At 64.9% G+C, this 18,805-nt stretch carries 14 protein-coding genes; 3 read left to right on the forward strand and 11 right to left on the reverse strand.

What is annotated here, in order from left to right:
* Positions 1-78: 78 nt before the first annotated feature.
* The gene (locus D2N39_RS00355; protein ID WP_119132781.1) at positions 79-1,428 is read right to left on the reverse strand and encodes an ABC transporter substrate-binding protein; all 1,350 of its coding nucleotides are present in this window, start codon (positions 1,426-1,428) and stop codon (positions 79-81) included.
* A 247-nt stretch (positions 1,429-1,675) separates the two neighbouring features.
* On the opposite strand from D2N39_RS00355, the gene D2N39_RS00360 reads away from it, so the two are divergent.
* The 3 genes from D2N39_RS00360 to D2N39_RS00370 are packed head-to-tail and all read left to right on the forward strand — an operon-like array spanning position 1,676 to position 5,012.
* Positions 1,676-2,701: a LacI family DNA-binding transcriptional regulator gene (locus D2N39_RS00360; protein ID WP_119132783.1), complete on the forward strand. Its 1,026-nt coding sequence runs from the start codon at positions 1,676-1,678 to the stop codon at positions 2,699-2,701.
* Complete coding sequence (locus D2N39_RS00365; RefSeq protein ID WP_233557013.1) at positions 2,694-4,010, forward strand: GH1 family beta-glucosidase; 1,317 nt, start codon at positions 2,694-2,696, stop codon at positions 4,008-4,010. The genes D2N39_RS00360 and D2N39_RS00365 overlap by 8 nt, the downstream gene beginning before the upstream one ends.
* Before the next feature lie 51 nt (positions 4,011-4,061).
* On the forward strand, positions 4,062-5,012 hold the full coding sequence (locus D2N39_RS00370) for a glucokinase (protein ID WP_119132785.1): 951 nt from the start codon (positions 4,062-4,064) through the stop codon (positions 5,010-5,012).
* A 52-nt stretch (positions 5,013-5,064) separates the two neighbouring features.
* On the opposite strand, the gene D2N39_RS00375 is transcribed toward D2N39_RS00370, so the two are convergent.
* From D2N39_RS00375 to glgA, 10 genes are all read right to left on the reverse strand, one after another.
* Positions 5,065-5,850, reverse strand: a complete 786-nt coding sequence (locus tag D2N39_RS00375; protein WP_119132787.1) for an FAD binding domain-containing protein — start codon at positions 5,848-5,850, stop codon at positions 5,065-5,067.
* A 10-nt stretch (positions 5,851-5,860) separates the two neighbouring features.
* Complete coding sequence (locus D2N39_RS00380; protein ID WP_119132789.1) at positions 5,861-8,233, reverse strand: xanthine dehydrogenase family protein molybdopterin-binding subunit; 2,373 nt, start codon at positions 8,231-8,233, stop codon at positions 5,861-5,863.
* A 58-nt stretch (positions 8,234-8,291) separates the two neighbouring features.
* The gene (locus D2N39_RS00385; RefSeq protein ID WP_119132791.1) at positions 8,292-8,777 is read right to left on the reverse strand and encodes a (2Fe-2S)-binding protein; all 486 of its coding nucleotides are present in this window, start codon (positions 8,775-8,777) and stop codon (positions 8,292-8,294) included.
* A 40-nt stretch (positions 8,778-8,817) separates the two neighbouring features.
* Positions 8,818-9,339, reverse strand: a complete 522-nt coding sequence (locus D2N39_RS00390; RefSeq protein ID WP_119132792.1) for a CoxG family protein — start codon at positions 9,337-9,339, stop codon at positions 8,818-8,820.
* Positions 9,340-9,412: 73 nt separating this feature from the next.
* Positions 9,413-11,632 carry a hybrid sensor histidine kinase/response regulator gene (locus tag D2N39_RS00395; protein WP_119132794.1) on the reverse strand — a complete coding sequence of 740 codons (2,220 nt, stop codon included), beginning with the start codon at positions 11,630-11,632 and terminating at the stop codon, positions 9,413-9,415.
* Between the two features lie 6 nt (positions 11,633-11,638).
* Entirely contained in the window at positions 11,639-12,772 is a 1,134-nt protein-coding gene (locus tag D2N39_RS00400; RefSeq protein WP_233557014.1) for an FIST N-terminal domain-containing protein, read from the reverse strand.
* 8 nt (positions 12,773-12,780) lie between these two features.
* Positions 12,781-13,458, reverse strand: a complete 678-nt coding sequence (locus D2N39_RS00405) for a response regulator transcription factor (protein ID WP_119132798.1) — start codon at positions 13,456-13,458, stop codon at positions 12,781-12,783.
* 100 nt (positions 13,459-13,558) lie between these two features.
* Positions 13,559-15,190 (reverse strand): alpha-D-glucose phosphate-specific phosphoglucomutase, encoded by a 1,632-nt coding sequence (locus tag D2N39_RS00410; RefSeq protein ID WP_119132800.1) that lies wholly within the window; start codon positions 15,188-15,190, stop codon positions 13,559-13,561.
* Positions 15,187-17,304 carry a glycogen debranching protein GlgX gene (gene glgX / locus D2N39_RS00415; protein WP_119132802.1) on the reverse strand — a complete coding sequence of 706 codons (2,118 nt, stop codon included), beginning with the start codon at positions 17,302-17,304 and terminating at the stop codon, positions 15,187-15,189. Before glgX ends, D2N39_RS00410 begins: the two co-directional genes overlap by 4 nt.
* Complete coding sequence (gene glgA, locus D2N39_RS00420) at positions 17,301-18,731, reverse strand: glycogen synthase GlgA (RefSeq protein ID WP_407645516.1); 1,431 nt, start codon at positions 18,729-18,731, stop codon at positions 17,301-17,303. The genes glgX and glgA overlap by 4 nt, the downstream gene beginning before the upstream one ends.
* Positions 18,732-18,805 lie beyond the last annotated feature (74 nt).

Below are 18,805 nucleotides of genomic sequence, written 5' to 3' on the forward strand. Positions count from 1 at the left end.
TCCCCCTTGCATCGAAGGCAGCCGCAGACTTCCCGCCCGGATTGGTCCGGGCGGGACGCACTCGTTACATCGCGCGTTTTACTTCAGCGTATCCCAGGTCTTCTGGATCTCGGCCGCAACGGCGGCGGCATCCTTGCCACCGGAGTAATCGACCATTCCGGTCCAGAAAGCCCCGGCGCCGATCGGTCCGGGCATCAGGTCGGAAGCGTCAAAGCGGAAGGTGGTGGCGTTCAGAAGAATGTCGCCCATCTTCTTCAGCGTCTCGTCGCCATAAGCTTCGGGATTGACGCCCTTGTGCGGGGTCAGGAAGCCCTTCTGCGCCATCCAGACCTCGTGCGCGATGGGCGTTTCGAGGAACTGGATGAAGGCGCGCGCGGCAGGGCTGTCCTTCATCATCCCGAAAACCGTGCCCGCGCCCAGAACCGGCTGGCCCAGATCCTTGCCCGCATAGGCCGGGAAATAGAAGAAATCGGCATCCTGACCGATCACCGTGCCTTCGGGGAAGAAGGACGGGATGAAGCTGGCCTGACGGTGCATGTAGCAGGCCGGCGGCGAGGCAAACAGGCCCTTCGGGCTGTCACGGAAATCGGTGGAGGCGACACCGCCCGCGCCACCCGCCACCCAGGCGTCGTTGCGCGCAAAGGCGCCATATTCCTCGATGGCATTGACCACGACGGGGTCATCGAACTTCAGATCATTGCTGACCCAGCGGTCGTAATTCTCGGGCGAGGTGGTGCGCAGCATCATGTCCTCGACCCAGTCGGTCGCGGGCCAGCCGGTCGCCCCGCCCGAGCCAAGCCCGATGCACCACGGCGTGCCGCCGTCATCAACGATCTGCTGTGACAGCGCTTTCAGCTCTTCCATGGTCTTGGGCACTTCATAGCCCGCGTCCTCGAAATTCTCGGGCACATACCAGACCAGCGATTTCAGGTCGGCCTTGTAGAAGAAACCGTAAAGACCCGGCGTGCCGTCCTTGCCGGGGAACGTCGCCAGATCGACCCAGCTTTGCCCGGCGGCATAGTTTTCGGCCACCCATTTCGCGGTCTCGTCGCCCAGCGGCACCACAAAGCCCTTGCTGGCCAGATCGCGCAGCAGGCCAGGCTGCGGGAAGACCGCAATGTCGGGCGGCGACCCCGCCTGTGCATCAATGACGATCTGCTGTTCAAAGCTGTCGGAGCCGCTGTAGTTCACCTTGGCGCCGGTCGCCGCCTCGAAATAGGCAATGACGCTTTCGACCAGATCCTTGTCAGGGCCAAGCCATGGGCCGAGGATCGTCAGTTCCTGCCCCGACAGATCCTGCTTGAACGCCTCGAAGCTGTTCCAGTTCAGCCGCGCATCCTCGCCCGGTGCGAATTTCAGATCGCGCGCCCCGGCCTGACCGGCCAACAGGGCGATCACCGCCGCGCTTGCGCACAGGGTCCGTTTCATTGTCATCCTCCCGTTCCTCCTCCATCGGCGCTTCGATCCGGCGCCGCCTCCCTTAGCGGAATCACATTTCAAACCGCTTTGGATTGGGACAGCTAAGTCGGCGCACCCCTTGTTGTCAACGAATCTTCACTACGATCCGCAATTTCCAATCCATCAATCGCCTCTTGATCCGGTCATTTCGGCTTTGACGCCCCTGCCCCATGCCGCTAACATCCCGGCGAATTTGAAACGCTTTGGCTGAACCGACATGAACCTGAAGGAGCTTGCCCGTAAACTCGACCTCTCGCCGACCACGGTGAGCCGGGCTCTGAACGGCTACCCGGAGGTCAACGAGGCGACCCGTGAAAGAGTAGCGGCGGCAGCGCGAAAATACAACTATCAGCCGAATACGCGCGCCATTCGTCTCGCTACAGGACGTGCCATGGCGGTCGGGCATGTGATCCCCGTGGCAACCCGGCACGAGATCGTGAACCCGGTCTTTGCCGATTTCATCGCAGGCGCGGGCGAGGTCTATTCCCGCAACGGCTATGACCTGCTTCTGTCGGTCGTCCCCGATGATGACGAGGAACGCGCCTATCGGGAACTGAAATCGCGTGGCACGGTGGACGGGGTGATCGTCCATTCGCCACGCATGCAGGATGAACGCATCCCGCTCCTGCATGATCTGGGCATTCCCTTTGTTGTGCATGGCCGTGCCACCGACAGCGCCCGGCCTTACCCTTGGGTCGATGTGAACAACCGCCGTGCCTTCCAGCGCGCGACCGAATTCCTGCTGGACCTCGGGCATCGGCGCATCGCCCTGCTGAACGGGCTGGAATTCATGGATTTCGCCATTCGTCGCCGGGCGGGATATGAGGCAGCACTGGCCGCCCACGGCATCACACCGGACCCCGCCATCATGGCCGCCGAGGAAATGACGGAAACCTGCGGGCACCGGCTGGGCGTGGCGCTGCTGTCGGCTCCCAACCCGCCGACCGCCTTTCTGGTGTCCTCCATGATCATGGGGCTTGGCCTGCGCCGTGCCATCGAGGAACGCGGGCTGCGCATGGGGCGCGATGTTTCGGTCATCATCCATGACGACGAACTGAGCTATCTGCGCAATGGCGATGACGTGCCGATCTTTACCGCCACCCGGTCTTCCGTGCGCGAGGCCGGGCGTCAGGCCGCCGCGATGCTGATCGGGCTGATCCGGGGCGAGGCCGGGGCGCCGCGCGAGTTGCTGATGGAGGCAGAGTTGATCATCGGTCAATCCACGGGCCCGCATCGTGGCTGATCCGATCCCGCCGCGCGCCACCTTCCCGCCGGGCTTCCTGTTCGGTGCCGCCACCGCCGCCTATCAGGTGGAGGGCACGCGCTTCGGCGGTTGTGGCCCCTCGCACTGGGACACCTTTGCCGCAACGCCCGGCAATGTGGTGCGCGCCGAGGATGGCGCCACCGCCTGCGACCATTACCACCGCTGGCCCGAGGATCTGGACCTTGCCGCCCGCGCCCATATGGATGCCTGGCGCTTTTCGACCAACTGGTCGCGGGTGATGCCGGATGGCGTGACGGTAAACCCCGAGGGTCTGGATTTCTATGACCGGCTTGTCGATGGCATGCTGGCGCGCGGGCTCAAACCGTTCCTGACGCTCTATCACTGGGATCTGCCCGCCGCGCTGGCCGATCTTGGCGGCTGGCGCAACCGCGACACCTGCGCGCGTTTCGCCGATTTCGCCGAGGTGATGACCTGCCGAATTGGCGACCGCCTCGCCACCACCGCCACGATCAATGAGCCGTGGTGCGTGGCATGGCTGTCGCATTTCCTCGGCGCCCATGCGCCCGGCCTGCGTGACATCCGCGCCGCCGCCCGCGCCATGCACCATATCCTTCTGGCGCATGGAATGGCCATCGAACGGCTGCGCGGGCTGGGTCAGCAAGACCTTGGAATCGTGCTGAACTTCGACCGCGCGATTCCCGCCAGCGAGACGCCAGCCGACATCGCCGCCGCCACGCGGCAGGATGCAATTTTCAATCGCTGGTTCATCGAGGCCATCACGAACGGCGCTTACCCGACCGAAGCGCTGGAGGGGCTGGAGCCGCATCTGCCGCACGGCTGGCAAGACGACATGGCGGTGATCCGTCAGCCGCTCGACTGGCTGGGCGTCAACTACTACACCCGCCACATCCATGCCGCCGCCCCCGGCCCCTGGCCCGCCACGCGCGAGGTGGAAGGCCCGCTGCCGAAAACCCAGATGGGATGGGAAATCCACCCCGAGGGGCTGGAGCATTTCCTGACCCGTCTCGCCCGCGATCATGTCGGCAATCTGCCGGTCTATGTCACCGAAAATGGCATGGCGCTGGCCGAGCCGCTGGACGACGCGACCCGCATCGCCTTTGTCGCCGATCACTTGCGCGCCACGCAACGCGCCATCGCGGCGGGCGCCAATGTGCAGGGCTTCTTCTACTGGTCGATGCTCGACAATTATGAATGGGCGGAAGGTTATGAAAAACGCTTCGGCCTCGTGCATGTTGATTTCGAGACCTTGGCAAGAACCCCGAAAGCATCCTATCACGCGCTCGCGCAGGCATTGGCGCGGAACTGACGCCCCCACGGTTGCTCTGGCCCGGCACCCGCTTATGCAACGGAGGATAGCATGAGTGACCCCTTCTCGCTGGTTGCCGATATCGGTGGCACCAATACCCGCGTGGCGCTGGCAGATGGCAAGACCATCCGCGCGGACAGTATCCGCCGGTTCCGCAATGCCGAGTTTCCGGGGCTGGAAACCATTCTGCGCCGTTACCTGGACGATGCGGGGGTGAAGGATTGCGCGGGCGCCTGTGTCGCGGCGGCCGGGCCGGTGCGGCATGGTGTGGCGACCATGACCAACCTTAGCTGGACGATCGACGGCGCCGCACTGAGCCGCGCCACCGGGGCGGAACGGGTGGCGATCCTGAACGACCTTCAGGCGCAGGGGCATGCGCTCGGCCATATCGCCGAGGACAAGCTGGCCCGCATCATCGACGGCCCGGTGCAGCCCGAGGACGCCAAGCTGGTGATCGGCGCGGGCACCGGCTTCAACGCGGCCCCCGTGCATGACGCGCGCGGTGTGCGCATCGTCGCCGCCTCGGAATGTGGTCATATCAACATGCCCATCCGCACCGAGGCCGACCTGCGACTCGCCCGTTTCGTGGAAACCGCGCATGGCTTTCCGGGGGTCGAGGACGTGCTGGCCGGGCGCGGGCTGGAACGGCTTTATGCCTTCGTGCGCAGCGAGGCGGGCGACCCCGGCGAGATGTCGGCGGCCGAAATCATGGAGGCGCTGGCCGAGGGCGATGCCGCGGCCGAGGCCGCCGGGCGGCTCTACGTTCGCCTGCTCGGGGCAGAGATCGGCAATCTGGCGCTGGTGCATCTGCCCTTTGGGGGCATCTTCCTGATCGGTGGCGTCGCCCGCGCCTTCCAGCCCTGGCTTGATCGTTTCGGTTTTGCCGATGCCTTCCGTGACAAGGGGCGTTTCGCCGGCTTCATGGCGAATTTCGCCGTTTCAGTCATCGAGGATGACTATGCCGCGCTGACCGGCTGCGCGGTCTATCTGGACAATCTGTAAAATACAGAAAAGCCCGCCACTTGGCGGGCCTTTCCTTGGTATAGCATGAAGATCAGGCCGCCGCGACGGCGCGCTTGGCCAGCACCTTGCACAGATGGGCGCGATAGGGGCCAGTGCCGTGCAGGTCGCTGATCATGTTGTCGCCCGACAGGCTCAGCCCCTCCAGCGCCTCGGGTGCAAAATTCGCGCTCAGCGCGGCTTCGGCCTCGGCCCAGCGGAACACGCCATCATTCGACGCGCCGGTGATCGCCACCCGCACGCCATCGGCGAATTTGGCGACGAATACACCCGTGAGTGCGAAGCGCGAGGCCGGTTGGTTGAACTTCACATAGGCCGCCTTCTGCGGGATCGGCAGACGGACGGCGGTGATGATCTCACCCTCGTCCAGCGCGGTGGCGAACATGCCCTGAAAGTAATCGTCCGCCGCAATCTCGCGCCGGTCGGTCACGATGGTCGCCCCCGAGGCCAGCGCCGCCGAAGGATAGCAGGCAGAGGGGTCATTGTTGGCAAGGCTGCCACCAATGGTGCCCCGGTTGCGCACCGCCGGATCGCCGATGTTCCCGGCCAGCGCCGCCAGCGCCGGATAATGCGCCGCCGCCTCGGCCGCCACCGCCGCATGCGGGGTGGCGCCACCGATGACCAGCGCGCCGCCCTCGGCCTTGATGCCCTTCATCTCGGCGATGCCGGTCAGGCTGACCAGCATGTCGGGCTGGTTCAGTCGCTGTTTCAGCGTCGGAATCAGGGTTTGACCGCCAGAAAGCGGTTGCGCCCCGTCTTCGGCCAGCGCCTTCACTGCCTCGGCGATGCTGGAGGGTTTGACGAATTCGAAGTTATACATCCTGACCTCCTCAGCCGTTCAGCGCCGCCCAGACACGGGCAGGCGAAACGGGCATGTCGATATGGGTGATGTCGGTGCGGCCGGCGCGATGGAAGGCGTCGATCACCGCGTTGACCACAGCGGGGGGCGAGCCGATGGCGCCAGCCTCGCCGCAGCCCTTCACACCCAGCGGGTTATGCGTGCAAGGCGTGACGCAGCTGTGATCCACCTTGAAGAACGGCACGTCTTCGGCGCGCGGCATGGCGTAATCCATGAAGGACCCCGACAGAAGCTGGCCGTTTTCATCGAAAACGCAGTTTTCCATCAGCGCCTGACCTATGCCCTGCGCCAGCCCGCCCTGCACCTGACCTTCAACGATCATCGGATTGACGATATTGCCGAAATCGTCTGCCGCGCTGAAGGCCACAATCTCCACCTTGCCGGTTTCGGGATCGACCTCGACCTCGCAACCATAGCCGCCCGACGGATAGGTGAAGTTGGACGGATCGTAGAAGGCGGTTTCCTCCAGCCCCGGCTCCATGCTTTCCAGCGGGTAGTTATGCGGCACATAGGCGGCCAGCGTCACCCCCGACCAATCCACCGACTTGTCGGTGCCCGCGACCGAGAACTTACCGTCCTTCAGCTCGATATCCGCTTCAGACGCTTCCAGAAGATGCGCCGCGATCTTCTTGGCTTTATTGATGATCTTGTTCGTGGCCTTGACGATGGCCGACCCACCGACCGCGAGGCTGCGCGACCCGTAGGTGCCCATGCCCATCGGCGTGTTCGAGGTATCGCCATGCACGATCTCGATCTGGCCCGCGTCGATGCCGATCATCTCGGCCACCACCTGCGCGAAGCTGGTCTCATGCCCCTGACCATGGCTGTGCGAGCCGGTAAAGACCGACAGCGAGCCGGTGGCATTCACCCGCACCGTGGCGCTTTCGTAAAGCCCCGCGCGGGCGCCAAGCTGGCCCACGAGGTTCGAGGGCGCGATACCGCAGGCCTCGATATAATGCGCCACACCAAAGCCGCGCCACTTGCCGCGCGCCTTCGCCTCGGCCGCGCGCGCCGGGAAGCCCGCGTAATCCGAGATTTCCAGCAGCTTGTCCATCGTGGCGTCGTAGTTGCCCGTATCGTAGACCACGGCAACCGGGGTCTGATAGGGGAACTGGTCAGGCTTGATGAAGTTCTGCCGGCGCAGTTCGACCGGGCTAACGCCCAGCTCACGCGCCGCCTTGTCCACCAGACGCTCCAGCTGGAAGGTCGCTTCGGGACGACCCGCGCCGCGGTAGGCGTCCACCGGCACGGTATTGGTGAACACGGCCTTCACATTCACATAGATCAACGGCGTCCGATAGTTGCCCGCCATCAGCGTGCCGTGCAGCCAAGTCGGGATCGACGGTGCGAAGGTCGAGAGGTAAGCTCCCATATTCGCATAGGTTTCCGTCCGCAGCGCGGTAAAGTTGTTGTCCTTGTCCAGCGCCAGTTCGATCTTGGTCACATGGTCACGGCCCTGCGCGTCGGAAATGAAGGCCTCCGAGCGGGTCGAGGTCCATTTCACCGGCCGATTCAAGGTCTTGGCGGCGAAAGTAACGAAAGCCTCTTCCGCGTAGTGATAGATCTTCGACCCGAAACCACCGCCGACATCCGGCGCCACGACGCGCAGCTTGTGTTCGGGGATACCCAGCACGAAGGCGCCCATCAGCAGGCGGATGACATGCGGGTTCTGCGAGGTGGTATAAAGCGTGTGCATCCCGCCTGCGCTGTCGAAATCGCCGACGGCGACGCGCGGTTCCATCGGGTTGGCGACCAGACGGTTGTTCACCAGTTCCAGCGTGGTGACATGAGCCGCGTTCTTGAACGCCTCTTCCACCGCTGCCTTGTTTTCCTCGACAAACCCCCAGTCATAGCAAAGGTTTGAACCGATTTCCTCATGCACTTTCGGCGCATCGGCCGCAATCGCAGCCTTCATGTCCAGCACCGGGGTCAGTTCGGAGATGTCGACCTCCACCGCCTCGGCCGCGTCGCGCGCCTGTTCCAGCGTTTCGGCCACCACAACGGCGATCGGGTCGCCGACGTGGCGCACCTTGCCCTCGGCCAGAACCGGGTGCTTGGGCTCCAGCATCGGTTTGCCGAAACGATCGGTCACCTGCCAGCCACAGGGAATGCCACCCACGCCCGCGAAATCGGCGGCGGTGAAGACTTTCAGAACGCCGGGCATCGCCTCGGCCGCCGCCACATCCACCTTGTTCAGCGTGCCATGCGCCACATCCGAGCGCACGAACCAGGCATGGGCCTGGCCACGGATATTGATGTCGTCCGTATAGCGGCCCTTTCCGGTCAGGAACCGCACATCCTCGCGCCGCTTGGTGCTGGCGCCGATGCCACCGTCTTTCGGCATGAATACCTCCCTTGAAGCGATGCGTCAAAGACGCCCCGCAAATCCCTGTTATAGAATATTATTCCGCAGCGATCTGACCGACGTCCTGCCCGGAAGCCGCCAGCACCGCCTTGACGATGTTGTGGTAGCCCGTGCAGCGGCAGATATTGCCTTCCAGATGGTGCCGCACCTCGGCTTCGGTCGGTTTGGGGTTGTCGGCCAGCAGGGCGGCCGCGCTCATCACCATGCCCGGCGTGCAGAAGCCGCATTGCAGGCCATGGTGATCCTGAAACGCCTGCTGGATCGTCGAAAGCGAGCCATCGGTATTGGCCATGCCCTCAATCGTCTTGACCTCGGCGCCCGCCACGTCCTGCGCGAAAGTGGTGCAGCTTTTTACCGCCTTGCCGTCGATATGCACGACACAGGCGCCGCATTGCGAGGTGTCGCAGCCGACATGAGTGCCGGTCAGCCCCAGCCCTTCGCGCAAAAAGGTGGAAAGGAGCGTGCGCCCTTCCACCTCGCCGGAAACGGACTTGCCGTTCACCGTCATCGAGACTTTCGCCATTTCTTCCTCCCTGGCTTTATTGCGTGCTGGGTTGCGGTTCTCAGCTGATCAGCTTCTTGAACCAGCCCTTTTTCTGTTCCGGCGCGACCTCGTCGGCGGCGGCTTCGGCCTCGGGTTCTGCCGGGCCTTCGACGGCCTGCTGGAACCGCTCGAAGAATTCATCGGCCATCTTCTTGGCAAAGCCGTCAATGATGCGGCTGCCAAGCTGCGCCAGCTTGCCCCCGACATTGGCCTCGACCTCATAGCTCAGGCGCGTGCCCTCGGGGATCGGCTCGAACCGCACCTTGGCGCCCCCCTTTGCAAAGCCCGCTGCACCGCCCTTGCCCTCGCCGGTGATGGTCAGGCTTTCGCCTTCCACGATGTCCGAAATGGTGACGACGCCGGTAAACTTGGCCTTTACCGGGCCAACCTTCTGCACCACCACGGCCTCATATCCGTCGGCGACGCTGCCGGTCACGCTTTCGCAGCCCGGCACCGCGGCGCGCAGCATCTCCGGGTCCAGAATGGCGTCCCATACCGTCTTCGGATCGGCCTTGATGTCGCGCTGGTCAGTGAGTTGCATGAAAATCCCCCTCTGTCTGACCTACGCTAACAGCATTCCGGCGCAGGCCGCTATCAAACCATAGTCGTAAGTCTCACATCCCCGCGGGGAGTCGGGCAAGCCAGGATTCCAGTGCGCGCGGGTCCAGCGGTTTCAGAAACAGTTCCGCCCCCAGATCCAGGCAGGCACGGCGAATGCCGGTTTCGCGGCCCGCCGTGATGAGGCTGACCGGCAGATGCGGGTGCCGTGCACGGATCTCGCGCAGAAAATCAAGGCCTGATCGGCCCTCGCCAAGCTGCTGATCCACGATGAACACATCGGGCAGGATGCCGATTTCCTCGATCAGCGCCTCGGCTTCTTCGGCATTGCCGGCGTCCAGCACGGTCATGCCCCATTTTTCCAGCATCAGCCCCAGCGCGCGGCGCAGGTCGGGTTCGTTTTCGATCAGAAAGACGATGCGGTCAGGCGTGGGTCGCGCGGCGGGTTCGCTGCGCGGCGGGGCAGGCAGCGCCTCTGCCCCCGGTTCGGCGCGGGCAAGCTGCACCATGAAGCAACTGCCGCGTCCCGGTTCCGATTGCAGACCAAGCGGATGACCAAGCGCCGCGCAGGCGCGTTCGACAATGGCAAGACCCAGCCCCATGCCCTCAGAGGCAGAGGCCGGTGCATCCAGCCGGTGAAACTCGCGGAAGATGGCATCCTGATCCTCCTCCGCGATGCCGGGGCCGGTATCACGCACCTCCAGCCGGATCAGACCGCCCTGCCGCCGCGCGCCCACCAGAACCCGGCCGCGCCGGGTATAGCGCACGGCGTTGCCGATCAGATTTTGCAGAATGCGCCGCAGATAGGCCGGGTCCGACACCACAACGGCGGAACTGGGCATCACCGTCAGCCGCAGCCCCTTGGCGGCGGCGATGGCGGCAAATTCCTCGCGCAGCGGATCGAGAACGCGGTTCAGCGTCAGCGCGCGTGGCGTCACCGCCAGTCGGCCGCTTTCCAGCTTGGAAATATCCAGCAGCGCGCCAAGGATGCCTTCCACCTGCACCAGCGCATTCTGCGCCTTGGTCACCGCCTCTTCCGCCGCCGGGTCCAGTTCCTCTGCCGGGATCGAGCCAATGAACAGCTTGGCCGCCGACAAGGGTTGCAGCAGGTCGTGGCTGGCCGCCGCGACGAAACGCGCGCGGCTGGCATTGGCGCGTTCGGCATCGGCCAGCGCATCGGCCAGTTCCAGCGTGCGTTCGGTCACGCGCGCCTCCAGCGTTTCGTTCACCGCCGCCAGCGCCGCGCGCGCCGCGCGTTCGGCGGTGATGTCAGTGAAGCTGAGCACGAAGCCGCCATCCGGCATTTCCTGCGCATCGGCCTGAAGAATGAAGGGCCCGCGCCGCAACTCGAAGCTGAGCGTCTGGCGTTGCTTCGCCGACGCCCAGGAGCGCAGCACCTCGGCCGTCATGCCATCGCCAAAGCTCGCCTCGGCACCAAAGCGCTCCATCAGCGTATCGAAGGTGACACCGGGGCGGAAGCGCGTCACGGGAATCGCCAGCAGATCGCCCAGTCGCGCGTTCCAGCCCACCAGCCGGGTGGCACTGTCAAAAATGCAGACCCCCTGGCTGATATGATCCAGCGTGGCGCGGATGATGCGGGCCTGATCGTCCAGCATCTTGCCACGTTCTTCGCGTTCCAGCCGGATGATGTCGGTCACATCGGTTTGCAGGATCACGGTGCCGCCATTGGCGGTGCGATGCTCGGACACCTGCAACCAGCGGTCCCAGATCAGCCGCACGTTGAAGATGACATGGCGGTCCTGATGCCGTTTGCGCCGCCGCACCGCCCATTCGGCAGGGCTTTCCCCCTGCGGCAGGGCCATGAAGCGCGACCGGCTGACAAGGTCGATGTAATCGTCAAAGGCAAGACCGGGGCGCAGATGATCGCGCAGGTCCAGCATCTGCATGCAGAAGCGCGAGTTGCACATGACCAGCACCTCGTCGGGGCCGAACAGGGCAAAGCCCTCCTGCACCGTCTCGATGGCATCGGCGAGGTTGCGGCGCGCAGCTTCGGCCTCGTGATTGGCGTCGGCCAGTCGGGCGTTCGACTGGTTCAAAAGGTCCAGCGCGCGTTCCAGATCACGGGTGCGGGCGCGGACCTGATCTTCCAGAAGCGCCGCACGCTGGAACTGGGCATAGGCGGCGCCGCTGTCGTCGGTCACCTGTTCGACCCGCCGCATCAGCACCTCGGCAATCGCCATCAGCTTTTCGCGCTGACGCTCCGGCGGATCGGCGGGGTTCAGCAGGCTGGCGGCCCGCGGCGTCTGATCCGGCATCCCGCGTCACGCCCCCGGAGGGTAGATGGCAACGCCGGTCATGGTCTGGTTCACATGCATGGAATTGAGCTGCTCGCCATAGGTGGAGAAACCGACCACCCGATGATCGCGCAGAATGGCCGACAATGCACCGGATTTCTGTTTCTCCATCGCTTCCATCCGGCGCAGGATGCAATCACAGGCCAGAATGGCCGCTGGCGCGCTGCCGATGGCCAGTGCATCCAGCTCGCGCTGGAGGTGGGTCACCATGTCCTGCGGCTCGGCCAAGGTCAGCACCAGCCCCTCGTCGATGGCGGAAAAGAACACCAGATCGCCGTCAGGCGCGACGCGCTGGATGGCGCGCACATGATGCCGCCCGCCGATCCGCACCACCACCGGATGCGCGGCGAAGGTAAAAGTATCGAGCTGCCCCGGATCTTTCCCCAACAACCGCGCATATTCGCGCGCCGCCGGTTCGGCATTGATGCAGCGCACCGTGCGGTTGGCCGGATTGGCCTCGGTAACCACCATGCGGATTTCTGTCGGCACCAGATGGTCGAGGTTGAACACCTTCACCCGGCAGCGTGACCGCACCATGGCCAGCACCGCCGCATTGCGCAACGCGCGGCCCTCGTGAATCACGAATGTCTCGCGGAAGCGCGTGCCATCGGCGGCCGATCCGCCAAACAACGGCACCGGCCCAAGCCCCGAGGCCAGCGCCGCGGTCAACTCATCCTCGCGCGTGGACAGGCCATCGACCATCAGGAAGGCAAATTCATGTTCCCAATCCGGGGCACGTTCCGCAAGGCCATGCCGGCTGCGGATCAACCGTCCGATCAGCGCATCGCGCTCGATGGTGGCCAGATCTGGAATGAGCAGGATGTCGGTGGCGAAATATTCGGCATGAAGCCCGAAGGCCACGATACTGCCTTCGGCATAGCCTTCCGCCGAAATCTCGCCCGCCGTGGTGCAACCGATCACCGGCGCCTGAAAGGCATTTTCGGCCAGCAATGCGGCCAGATCGGCCTCGGGCGAGATGAACAGAAAGATGCAGGCATAGGGCCCCGGCCCCAGATCAGCGGCCAGACGCGCCGCAGCCCGTGGCGTATCCGCAGGCACCTGCGCCGTCGTCACCAGACCTTCGCCGATCCCCCCCAGCACCCGGCGCCTCAGCCGTTTTCCGGCATGATGGCGCTGAAGCTCGCCTCGCCGGCGATCAGCACGGCCTGAGTGCGGCTTTGCACCCCCAGCTTGCGCATGATGGCGGTCACATGTGCCTTCACCGTGGTTTCGGCAATCGACAGGTCATAGGCAATCTGCTTGTTCAGCCGCCCCTCGCAGATCAGTTGCAGGATCTTCGCCTGTTGCCGGGTCAGCAGAGCCAGCCGCGCCAGCGCCTGTTCGCGCGAGGTCACCGGCCCGTCCTCGTCATCGGGCGGAACATAACCTTCGGGCTGATAGATGCCACCGGCCCGCACCGCCTCAAACGCCGCACGGAACACCTCGCGCCTTGCGTGCTTCGGCACAAAACCTGCCGCCCCCGCCTGAAACACCGCCGCGATGACCCGGTTGTCGGCAAGGCTGGATACAACCAGAACCGGCGCAGTCCCCGCCGCGGCCTTCAGCCGGATCAGCCCGTCAAGGCCGGTCACATCCGGCAGGTTCAGATCCAGCACGACGATGTCAGGCGTTGGCGACAGTTCCAGCCGCGCCAGCGCAGTTTCAAGCCGGTCCACCGTTTCAACCTGCGCCACCCCGGCCACGGCGCGCAATGTGATCGACAGCGCGTCGCAGAACAGCGGATGATCGTCGATGATCAGCGCCGTATTTACCACACGTTCCGCCATGGCATGACCTCCGTTCCTGCGTTCAGTTTACGCCTGCACGGGCGAGTGGCAAGCAAGCCGAAAGTCGCGGTTTCAACCAGACTTCCGGCCTGCGCGAAATTCAGGTCACCACATTTGGCTCGGTTCGGCCGGTATGTGCCGCGATCTTCGCCAGTGCATGTGCCGCGCGGATCACCGGGGCCAGCGCCTCTTGCGGATCACGGTCAAGCCCCTCCGGCCCCGGCGCGTAGCGTTCCAGATAGACCCGAAGCGTCGCGCCCTCGGTTCCGGTGCCGGAAAGCCGCATCACGATGCGCGACCCGTCGGTGAACAGGATGCGCACGCCCTGCTTCTGGCTGACCGAGCCATCGACCGGATCGGTATAGGCAAAATCGTCGGCACCCGCGATCTCCATGCCTTCCACGCTTTGCCCCTTCAGGCCCGCGAGGCTGGCTCGCAGCTCAGCCATCATCGCATCGGCCTTGTCGGTAGCAATCGCCTCGAAATCGTGGCGGGAGTAATAGTTACGGCCGAATCTTGCGAAATGTTCGGCCATGATCGTGGCGACCGATTGCTGGCGCACGGCCAGAATGTTCAGCCACAGCAGCACTGCCCAAAGCCCGTCCTTTTCGCGCACATGGTCTGACCCGGTGCCAAAACTTTCCTCGCCGCAAAGCGTGGCGCGGCCCGCGTCCAGCAGATTGCCGAAGAACTTCCACCCCGTCGGGGTTTCATACTTGCCGATTCCAAGCGCATCGGCCACCAAATCGGCGGCGGCCGAGGTCGGCATCGACCGCGCTACGCCCGCCAGCCCCCGCGCATAGCCGTGCGCCAGATGGGCATTGGCGGCCAGCACCGCCAGACTGTCCGAGGGCGAGACATAGACGCCGCGCCCGACCACCATGTTGCGGTCGCCGTCGCCGTCCGAGGCCGCGCCGAAGTCGGGGGCATCGGCTCCCATCATCTCGGCCATCAGTTCATGCGCCCATGTCGGGTTCGGGTCGGGGTGCATGCCGCCGAAATCCGGCAAGGGCGTGCCATGGGTCACGGTGCCCTTGGCCGCACCAAGGCGGTTTTCCAGAATTTCCGTGGCATAGGGGCCGGTTACGGCGCACATCGCATCAAAGCGCATGCGGAAGCCACAGGCGAACATCGCCCGGATTGCCGAGAAATCGAACAGGGTTTCCATCAGCGCGGCATAATCGGTCACGCTGTCCACCACCTCGACCGCCATGCCATCCACCGTGGTGGCCCCGATGCGGCCAAGGTCGATGTCGGCCGCGTCGGAAATCCGGTATTCGGTGATCTCGGTCGTGCGCTGAAACATGGCCTCCGTCACCGCTTCGGGCGCCGGACCGCCGTTGGCCATGTTGAACTTGACCCCGAAATCCTCCTCGGGACCGCCGGGGTTGTGGCTCGCCGACATGATGATGCCGCCATCGGTTTTGTTCAGCCGGATCAAATGGCTGGCCGCCGGAGTTGACAGAACGGCATTCTGACCGACGATCACCTTCGCTGCCCCGTTGGCGGCTGCCATCTTCAGGATGGTCTGCGCCGCCCGGTCGTTGAAATACCGCCCGTCACCACCCAGAACAAAGGTCTTGCCCGCCGCGCCGCCAATGGCGTCGAAAATGGATTGCACAAAGTTTTCAAGATAATGCGCCCCCATGAACACCGGGGTCTTCTTGCGCAGGCCCGAGGTGCCCGGCTTCTGCCCGGCGATGGGCTGGGTGGCGATGGTCAATACGGTCATTCTGATCCTCGATCGAAGTCTGCCGAAAAGACAAGCACGGAATGCGCCGGAACCTCAAGCCCCGGCACGGCGGGTTCCCGCCCGGCATCCGGACGGGTGGTATCCAGTTCCAGCCGCCAGCCCGGCGCGGTATCGGGCAGCGTCAGCTGCACCGCAGACCCCGTATTGCACACGGCGAAAATCGCCTCACGGTCGGTCAGATCGCCTTCGGCTGCACGGCGCAATTCGACGCAAAGACAACGGAAGGCCGGGTCGTGCCAGTCCTCGGGCCGGGGTGTGGCGCCATCGGCGCGGCGCCAGATCACATCGGGCAGCCCGTCCACCGCGCGCGGCAACCCATGGAGAAAGCGCCGCTGCCGCAACACGCGATGATCCTGCCGCAACGCGATCAGCCGCGCGACGAAGGCGGCCAGCCCGTCATCCGCCCGCGCCCAATCCACCCAGCCGATCTCGTTATCCTGCGCATAGGCGTTGTTGTTGCCCTGCTGGCTGTTGCCGATCTCGTCCCCCGCCAGCAACATGGGCACGCCCTGCGACAGCATCAGTGTCGCCAGCAGGTTGCGTTTGCGCAGATCCCGCGCGGCGCGGATCGCCGGGTCGTCGCTTGGTCCCTCCACCCCCATGTTCGAGGAATGGTTGTCGTCATGGCCGTCGCGGTTGTCCTCGCCATTGGCGAAGTTGCGCTTGACGGTGAAGCTGACCAGATCCTCCAGCGTGAAGCCGTCATGCGCCGTCACGAAATTGACCGAGGCACAGGCGGTGCGCCCGGCCTTATCAAACAGTTCCGCACTGCCCAGCAGCCGCCGCGCCAGATCGGGCACCACGCCCGCATCGCCGCGCCAGAGCCGCCGGATGCCATCGCGGAAACGGTCGTTCCATTCGCTGAAGGGATGCGGGTAATTGCCAAGCTGATAGCCGCCGGGGCCAATATCCCACGGCTCGGCAATCAGCTTCACGCGGGCCAGCACCGGGTCTTGCCGGATCGCATCGAAAAAGCCGCCGTTGGGGTCAAACCCGTGCGGCTCACGCCCCAGAACCGAGGCCAGATCGAAGCGAAAGCCATCGACATGCATGACCTCGACCCAATAGCGCAGGCTGTCCATCACCATGCGCAGCACCATCGGATGCGCGAGGTTCAGCGTATTGCCGGTGCCGGTATCGTTGACGTAAAACCGGCCGCCATCGCGCAGGCGATAATAGCTGCGGTTGTCCAGACCGCGAAACGACAGCGTCGGGCCAAGCTCGTCGCCTTCGCCGGAATGGTTGTAGACCACATCAAGGATCACCTCGATCCCCGCCGCATGGAAACGGCGCACCATGGTCTGAAACTCCCAGACCTCGCCACGCGTCATGTAGCGCGGTTCAGGGGCGAAAAAGCCGATGCTCTGATAGCCCCAGTAGTTGTGCAGCCCCTTGGCGACCAGAAAACGGTCATCCAGAAAGGCATGGACGGGCAGCAGTTCGATGGCGGTGATGCCCAGCTTCACCAGATGGTCCAGCACCGAATCCGATGCGAGGCCAAGGAAACTGCCGCGCAGCGCCTTTTCGACCCCCTTGTGCAGCGCGGTCAGGCCCTTCACATGCGCCTCATAGATCACCGTTTCGTGCCAGGCGCGGCGCGGCGCGCGGTCCGGTCCCCAGTTGAATGACGGGTCCACCACCACCGATTTCGGCACGGCAAAGGCACTGTCACGGGTATCAAAGGACAGATCAGCGCGCGGGCTGCCAACCTTGTAACCCATCAGAGCATCCGACCATTTCAGCCGCCCGGAAAGCTGCCGCGTATAGGGGTCCAGCAACAGCTTGTGCGGGTTGAACCGATGCCCGCCTTCCGGTGCATAAGGCCCATGCACACGAAAGCCGTAAAGCGTGCCGGGGGTCAGCCCGCCGATATGGATATGCCAGATGTCTCCATCCCGGTCGCGCAGTGCAATGCGACACAGCTCACGTCGTCCATCGGGTGAAAACAGGCACAGCTCCACCCGTTCGGCATGGGCAGAGAACAGTGCGAAATTCACCCCCTCGCCGTCAAAGCTTGCCCCCAGCGGCCAGGGGCGGCCGGGAGTCAGCGCGTGACCGGCCAGCCGGTCGGGAAGGCCATGCGCCGCGATCATGGCCGCAGGATGCTGTCGTAAAGCCGGGCATAGGCGGCGGCCGAGGCCGCCCATCCCACCGGCTGCGCCATCGCGCGGCGGCGGATCTGCGCCCAGAGCTTCGGATCGGCGTAAAGCGTGCCCAACTGCCGCAGCGCGCCCGCGAAGGCGGTGGCATCGGTCGGGTGGAAGGTGATGCCGGTCGCCGTGCCCGCCGCCAGCGCCGCCGGATTGGCAGTGATGACCGTATCGGCCAGCCCGCCCACCGCCGCCACCACCGGAAGCGTTCCATAGCGCAGCCCATACATCTGCGTCAGTCCGCAGGGTTCGAACCGCGAGGGCACCAGCACCGCGTCGGCGCCCGCGAACATGCGGTGGCTCAGCCCCTCGTCATAGCCGATGCGCACGCCGACCCTGCCGGGGAAGCGCGCCGCCAGATCCAGCATCGCCGCCTCCAGCACCGGATCGCCGGACCCCAGCACGGCCAACCCGCCACCGGCCGCGATGAAATCGGGCAAGACCTCGGGCAGCAGGTCCATTCCCTTCTGATCAGTCAGCCGGCTGACCACGATGGCGAGCGGCCCCGGCACCTCCTCCAGCCCGAATTCGGCGCAAAGGGCGGCGCGGTTCGCGGCCTTGCCCTTGATCCGGGTGGCGGTATAGGGCACCGCCTCGGCCTCGGGCGACCAGACACCTTCGTCCACGCCGTTGAGGATACCCTGCACCTCCGCCGCGCGCGCCGCCACGATGCCTTGCAGCCCCATGCCGAATTCGGGGCGCATCAGCTCTTCGGCGTAACGCGGCGAGACGGTAGTGATGCGATCCGCCGTCACCATCCCGGCCTTGAGGCTCGACAGCCCGCCATAATATTCCAGCGAGGCCGCATGAAACTCATGCGCAGGCAGCCGCAGCGTGGACAGCATCGCGGCCTCGGCCCAGCCCTGAAAGGCGATGTTGTGGATGGTGATGACCGACCCCACATCGCGCGGGCCACCGAAGGCCAGATAGGCCGGGGCGAAACCCGCCTGCCAGTCATGTGCATGCAGCACCTGCGGCCGCCAGCCATCCGACAGCCCGCGCCGCGCGATTTCCGCCGCCACCCAGCTCAGCGCCGCAAAGCGCTGCGGATTGTCCGGCCAGTCGGCGCCGCCGCTGTTATAGGGGCCGCCCTCGCGGTCATAAAGATGCGGCGCGTCCAGAAGCAGCACCGCAATCCCGGCAACCTCGCCCGCCTTCACCGCGCCGCGCCCGCCGAACAGATCGTCCAGCGCAAAGACCTCGGGCCAATCGGCACAGAGCGGCCGCAGCGCCCGATAGGCCGGCAAAAGCACCCGCATCTCCCAGCCTTGCCCGGCGAGCGCGCCCGGCAGCGCCCCCACCACATCGGCCAGCCCGCCGGTCTTGACCAGCGGCACGCATTCCGACGCCACAGACAGCACCCGCTTCATCGTCGTCATCCCCGGCCCCTCATTCATACCCGAAATCGCGGGCACCGGCCCCACAAACGGCCGATGCCCCCGTC

The sequence above is a fragment of the Gemmobacter lutimaris genome, assembly GCF_003570715.1.
Classification (GTDB): domain Bacteria; phylum Pseudomonadota; class Alphaproteobacteria; order Rhodobacterales; family Rhodobacteraceae; genus Gemmobacter; species Gemmobacter lutimaris.

Excerpts from the sequence above, each read along its gene's own strand:
- D2N39_RS00410 (WP_119132800.1), bottom strand. The coding sequence starts at position 15,190 with ATGACCGTATTGACCATCGCCACCCAGCCCATCGCCGGGCAGAAGCCG.
- D2N39_RS00375 (WP_119132787.1), bottom strand. The coding sequence starts at position 5,850 with ATGTATAACTTCGAATTCGTCAAACCCTCCAGCATCGCCGAGGCAGTG.
- D2N39_RS00385 (WP_119132791.1), bottom strand. The coding sequence starts at position 8,777 with ATGGCGAAAGTCTCGATGACGGTGAACGGCAAGTCCGTTTCCGGCGAG.
- D2N39_RS00380 (WP_119132789.1), bottom strand. The coding sequence starts at position 8,233 with ATGCCGAAAGACGGTGGCATCGGCGCCAGCACCAAGCGGCGCGAGGAT.
- D2N39_RS00355 (WP_119132781.1), bottom strand. The coding sequence starts at position 1,428 with ATGAAACGGACCCTGTGCGCAAGCGCGGCGGTGATCGCCCTGTTGGCC.
- D2N39_RS00390 (WP_119132792.1), bottom strand. The coding sequence starts at position 9,339 with ATGCAACTCACTGACCAGCGCGACATCAAGGCCGATCCGAAGACGGTA.
- glgX (WP_119132802.1), bottom strand. The coding sequence starts at position 17,304 with ATGATCGCGGCGCATGGCCTTCCCGACCGGCTGGCCGGTCACGCGCTG.
- glgA (WP_407645516.1), bottom strand. The coding sequence starts at position 18,731 with ATGAAGCGGGTGCTGTCTGTGGCGTCGGAATGCGTGCCGCTGGTCAAG.
- D2N39_RS00395 (WP_119132794.1), bottom strand. The coding sequence starts at position 11,632 with ATGCCGGATCAGACGCCGCGGGCCGCCAGCCTGCTGAACCCCGCCGAT.
- D2N39_RS00405 (WP_119132798.1), bottom strand. The coding sequence starts at position 13,458 with ATGGCGGAACGTGTGGTAAATACGGCGCTGATCATCGACGATCATCCG.
- D2N39_RS00370 (WP_119132785.1), top strand. The coding sequence starts at position 4,062 with ATGAGTGACCCCTTCTCGCTGGTTGCCGATATCGGTGGCACCAATACC.
- D2N39_RS00360 (WP_119132783.1), top strand. The coding sequence starts at position 1,676 with ATGAACCTGAAGGAGCTTGCCCGTAAACTCGACCTCTCGCCGACCACG.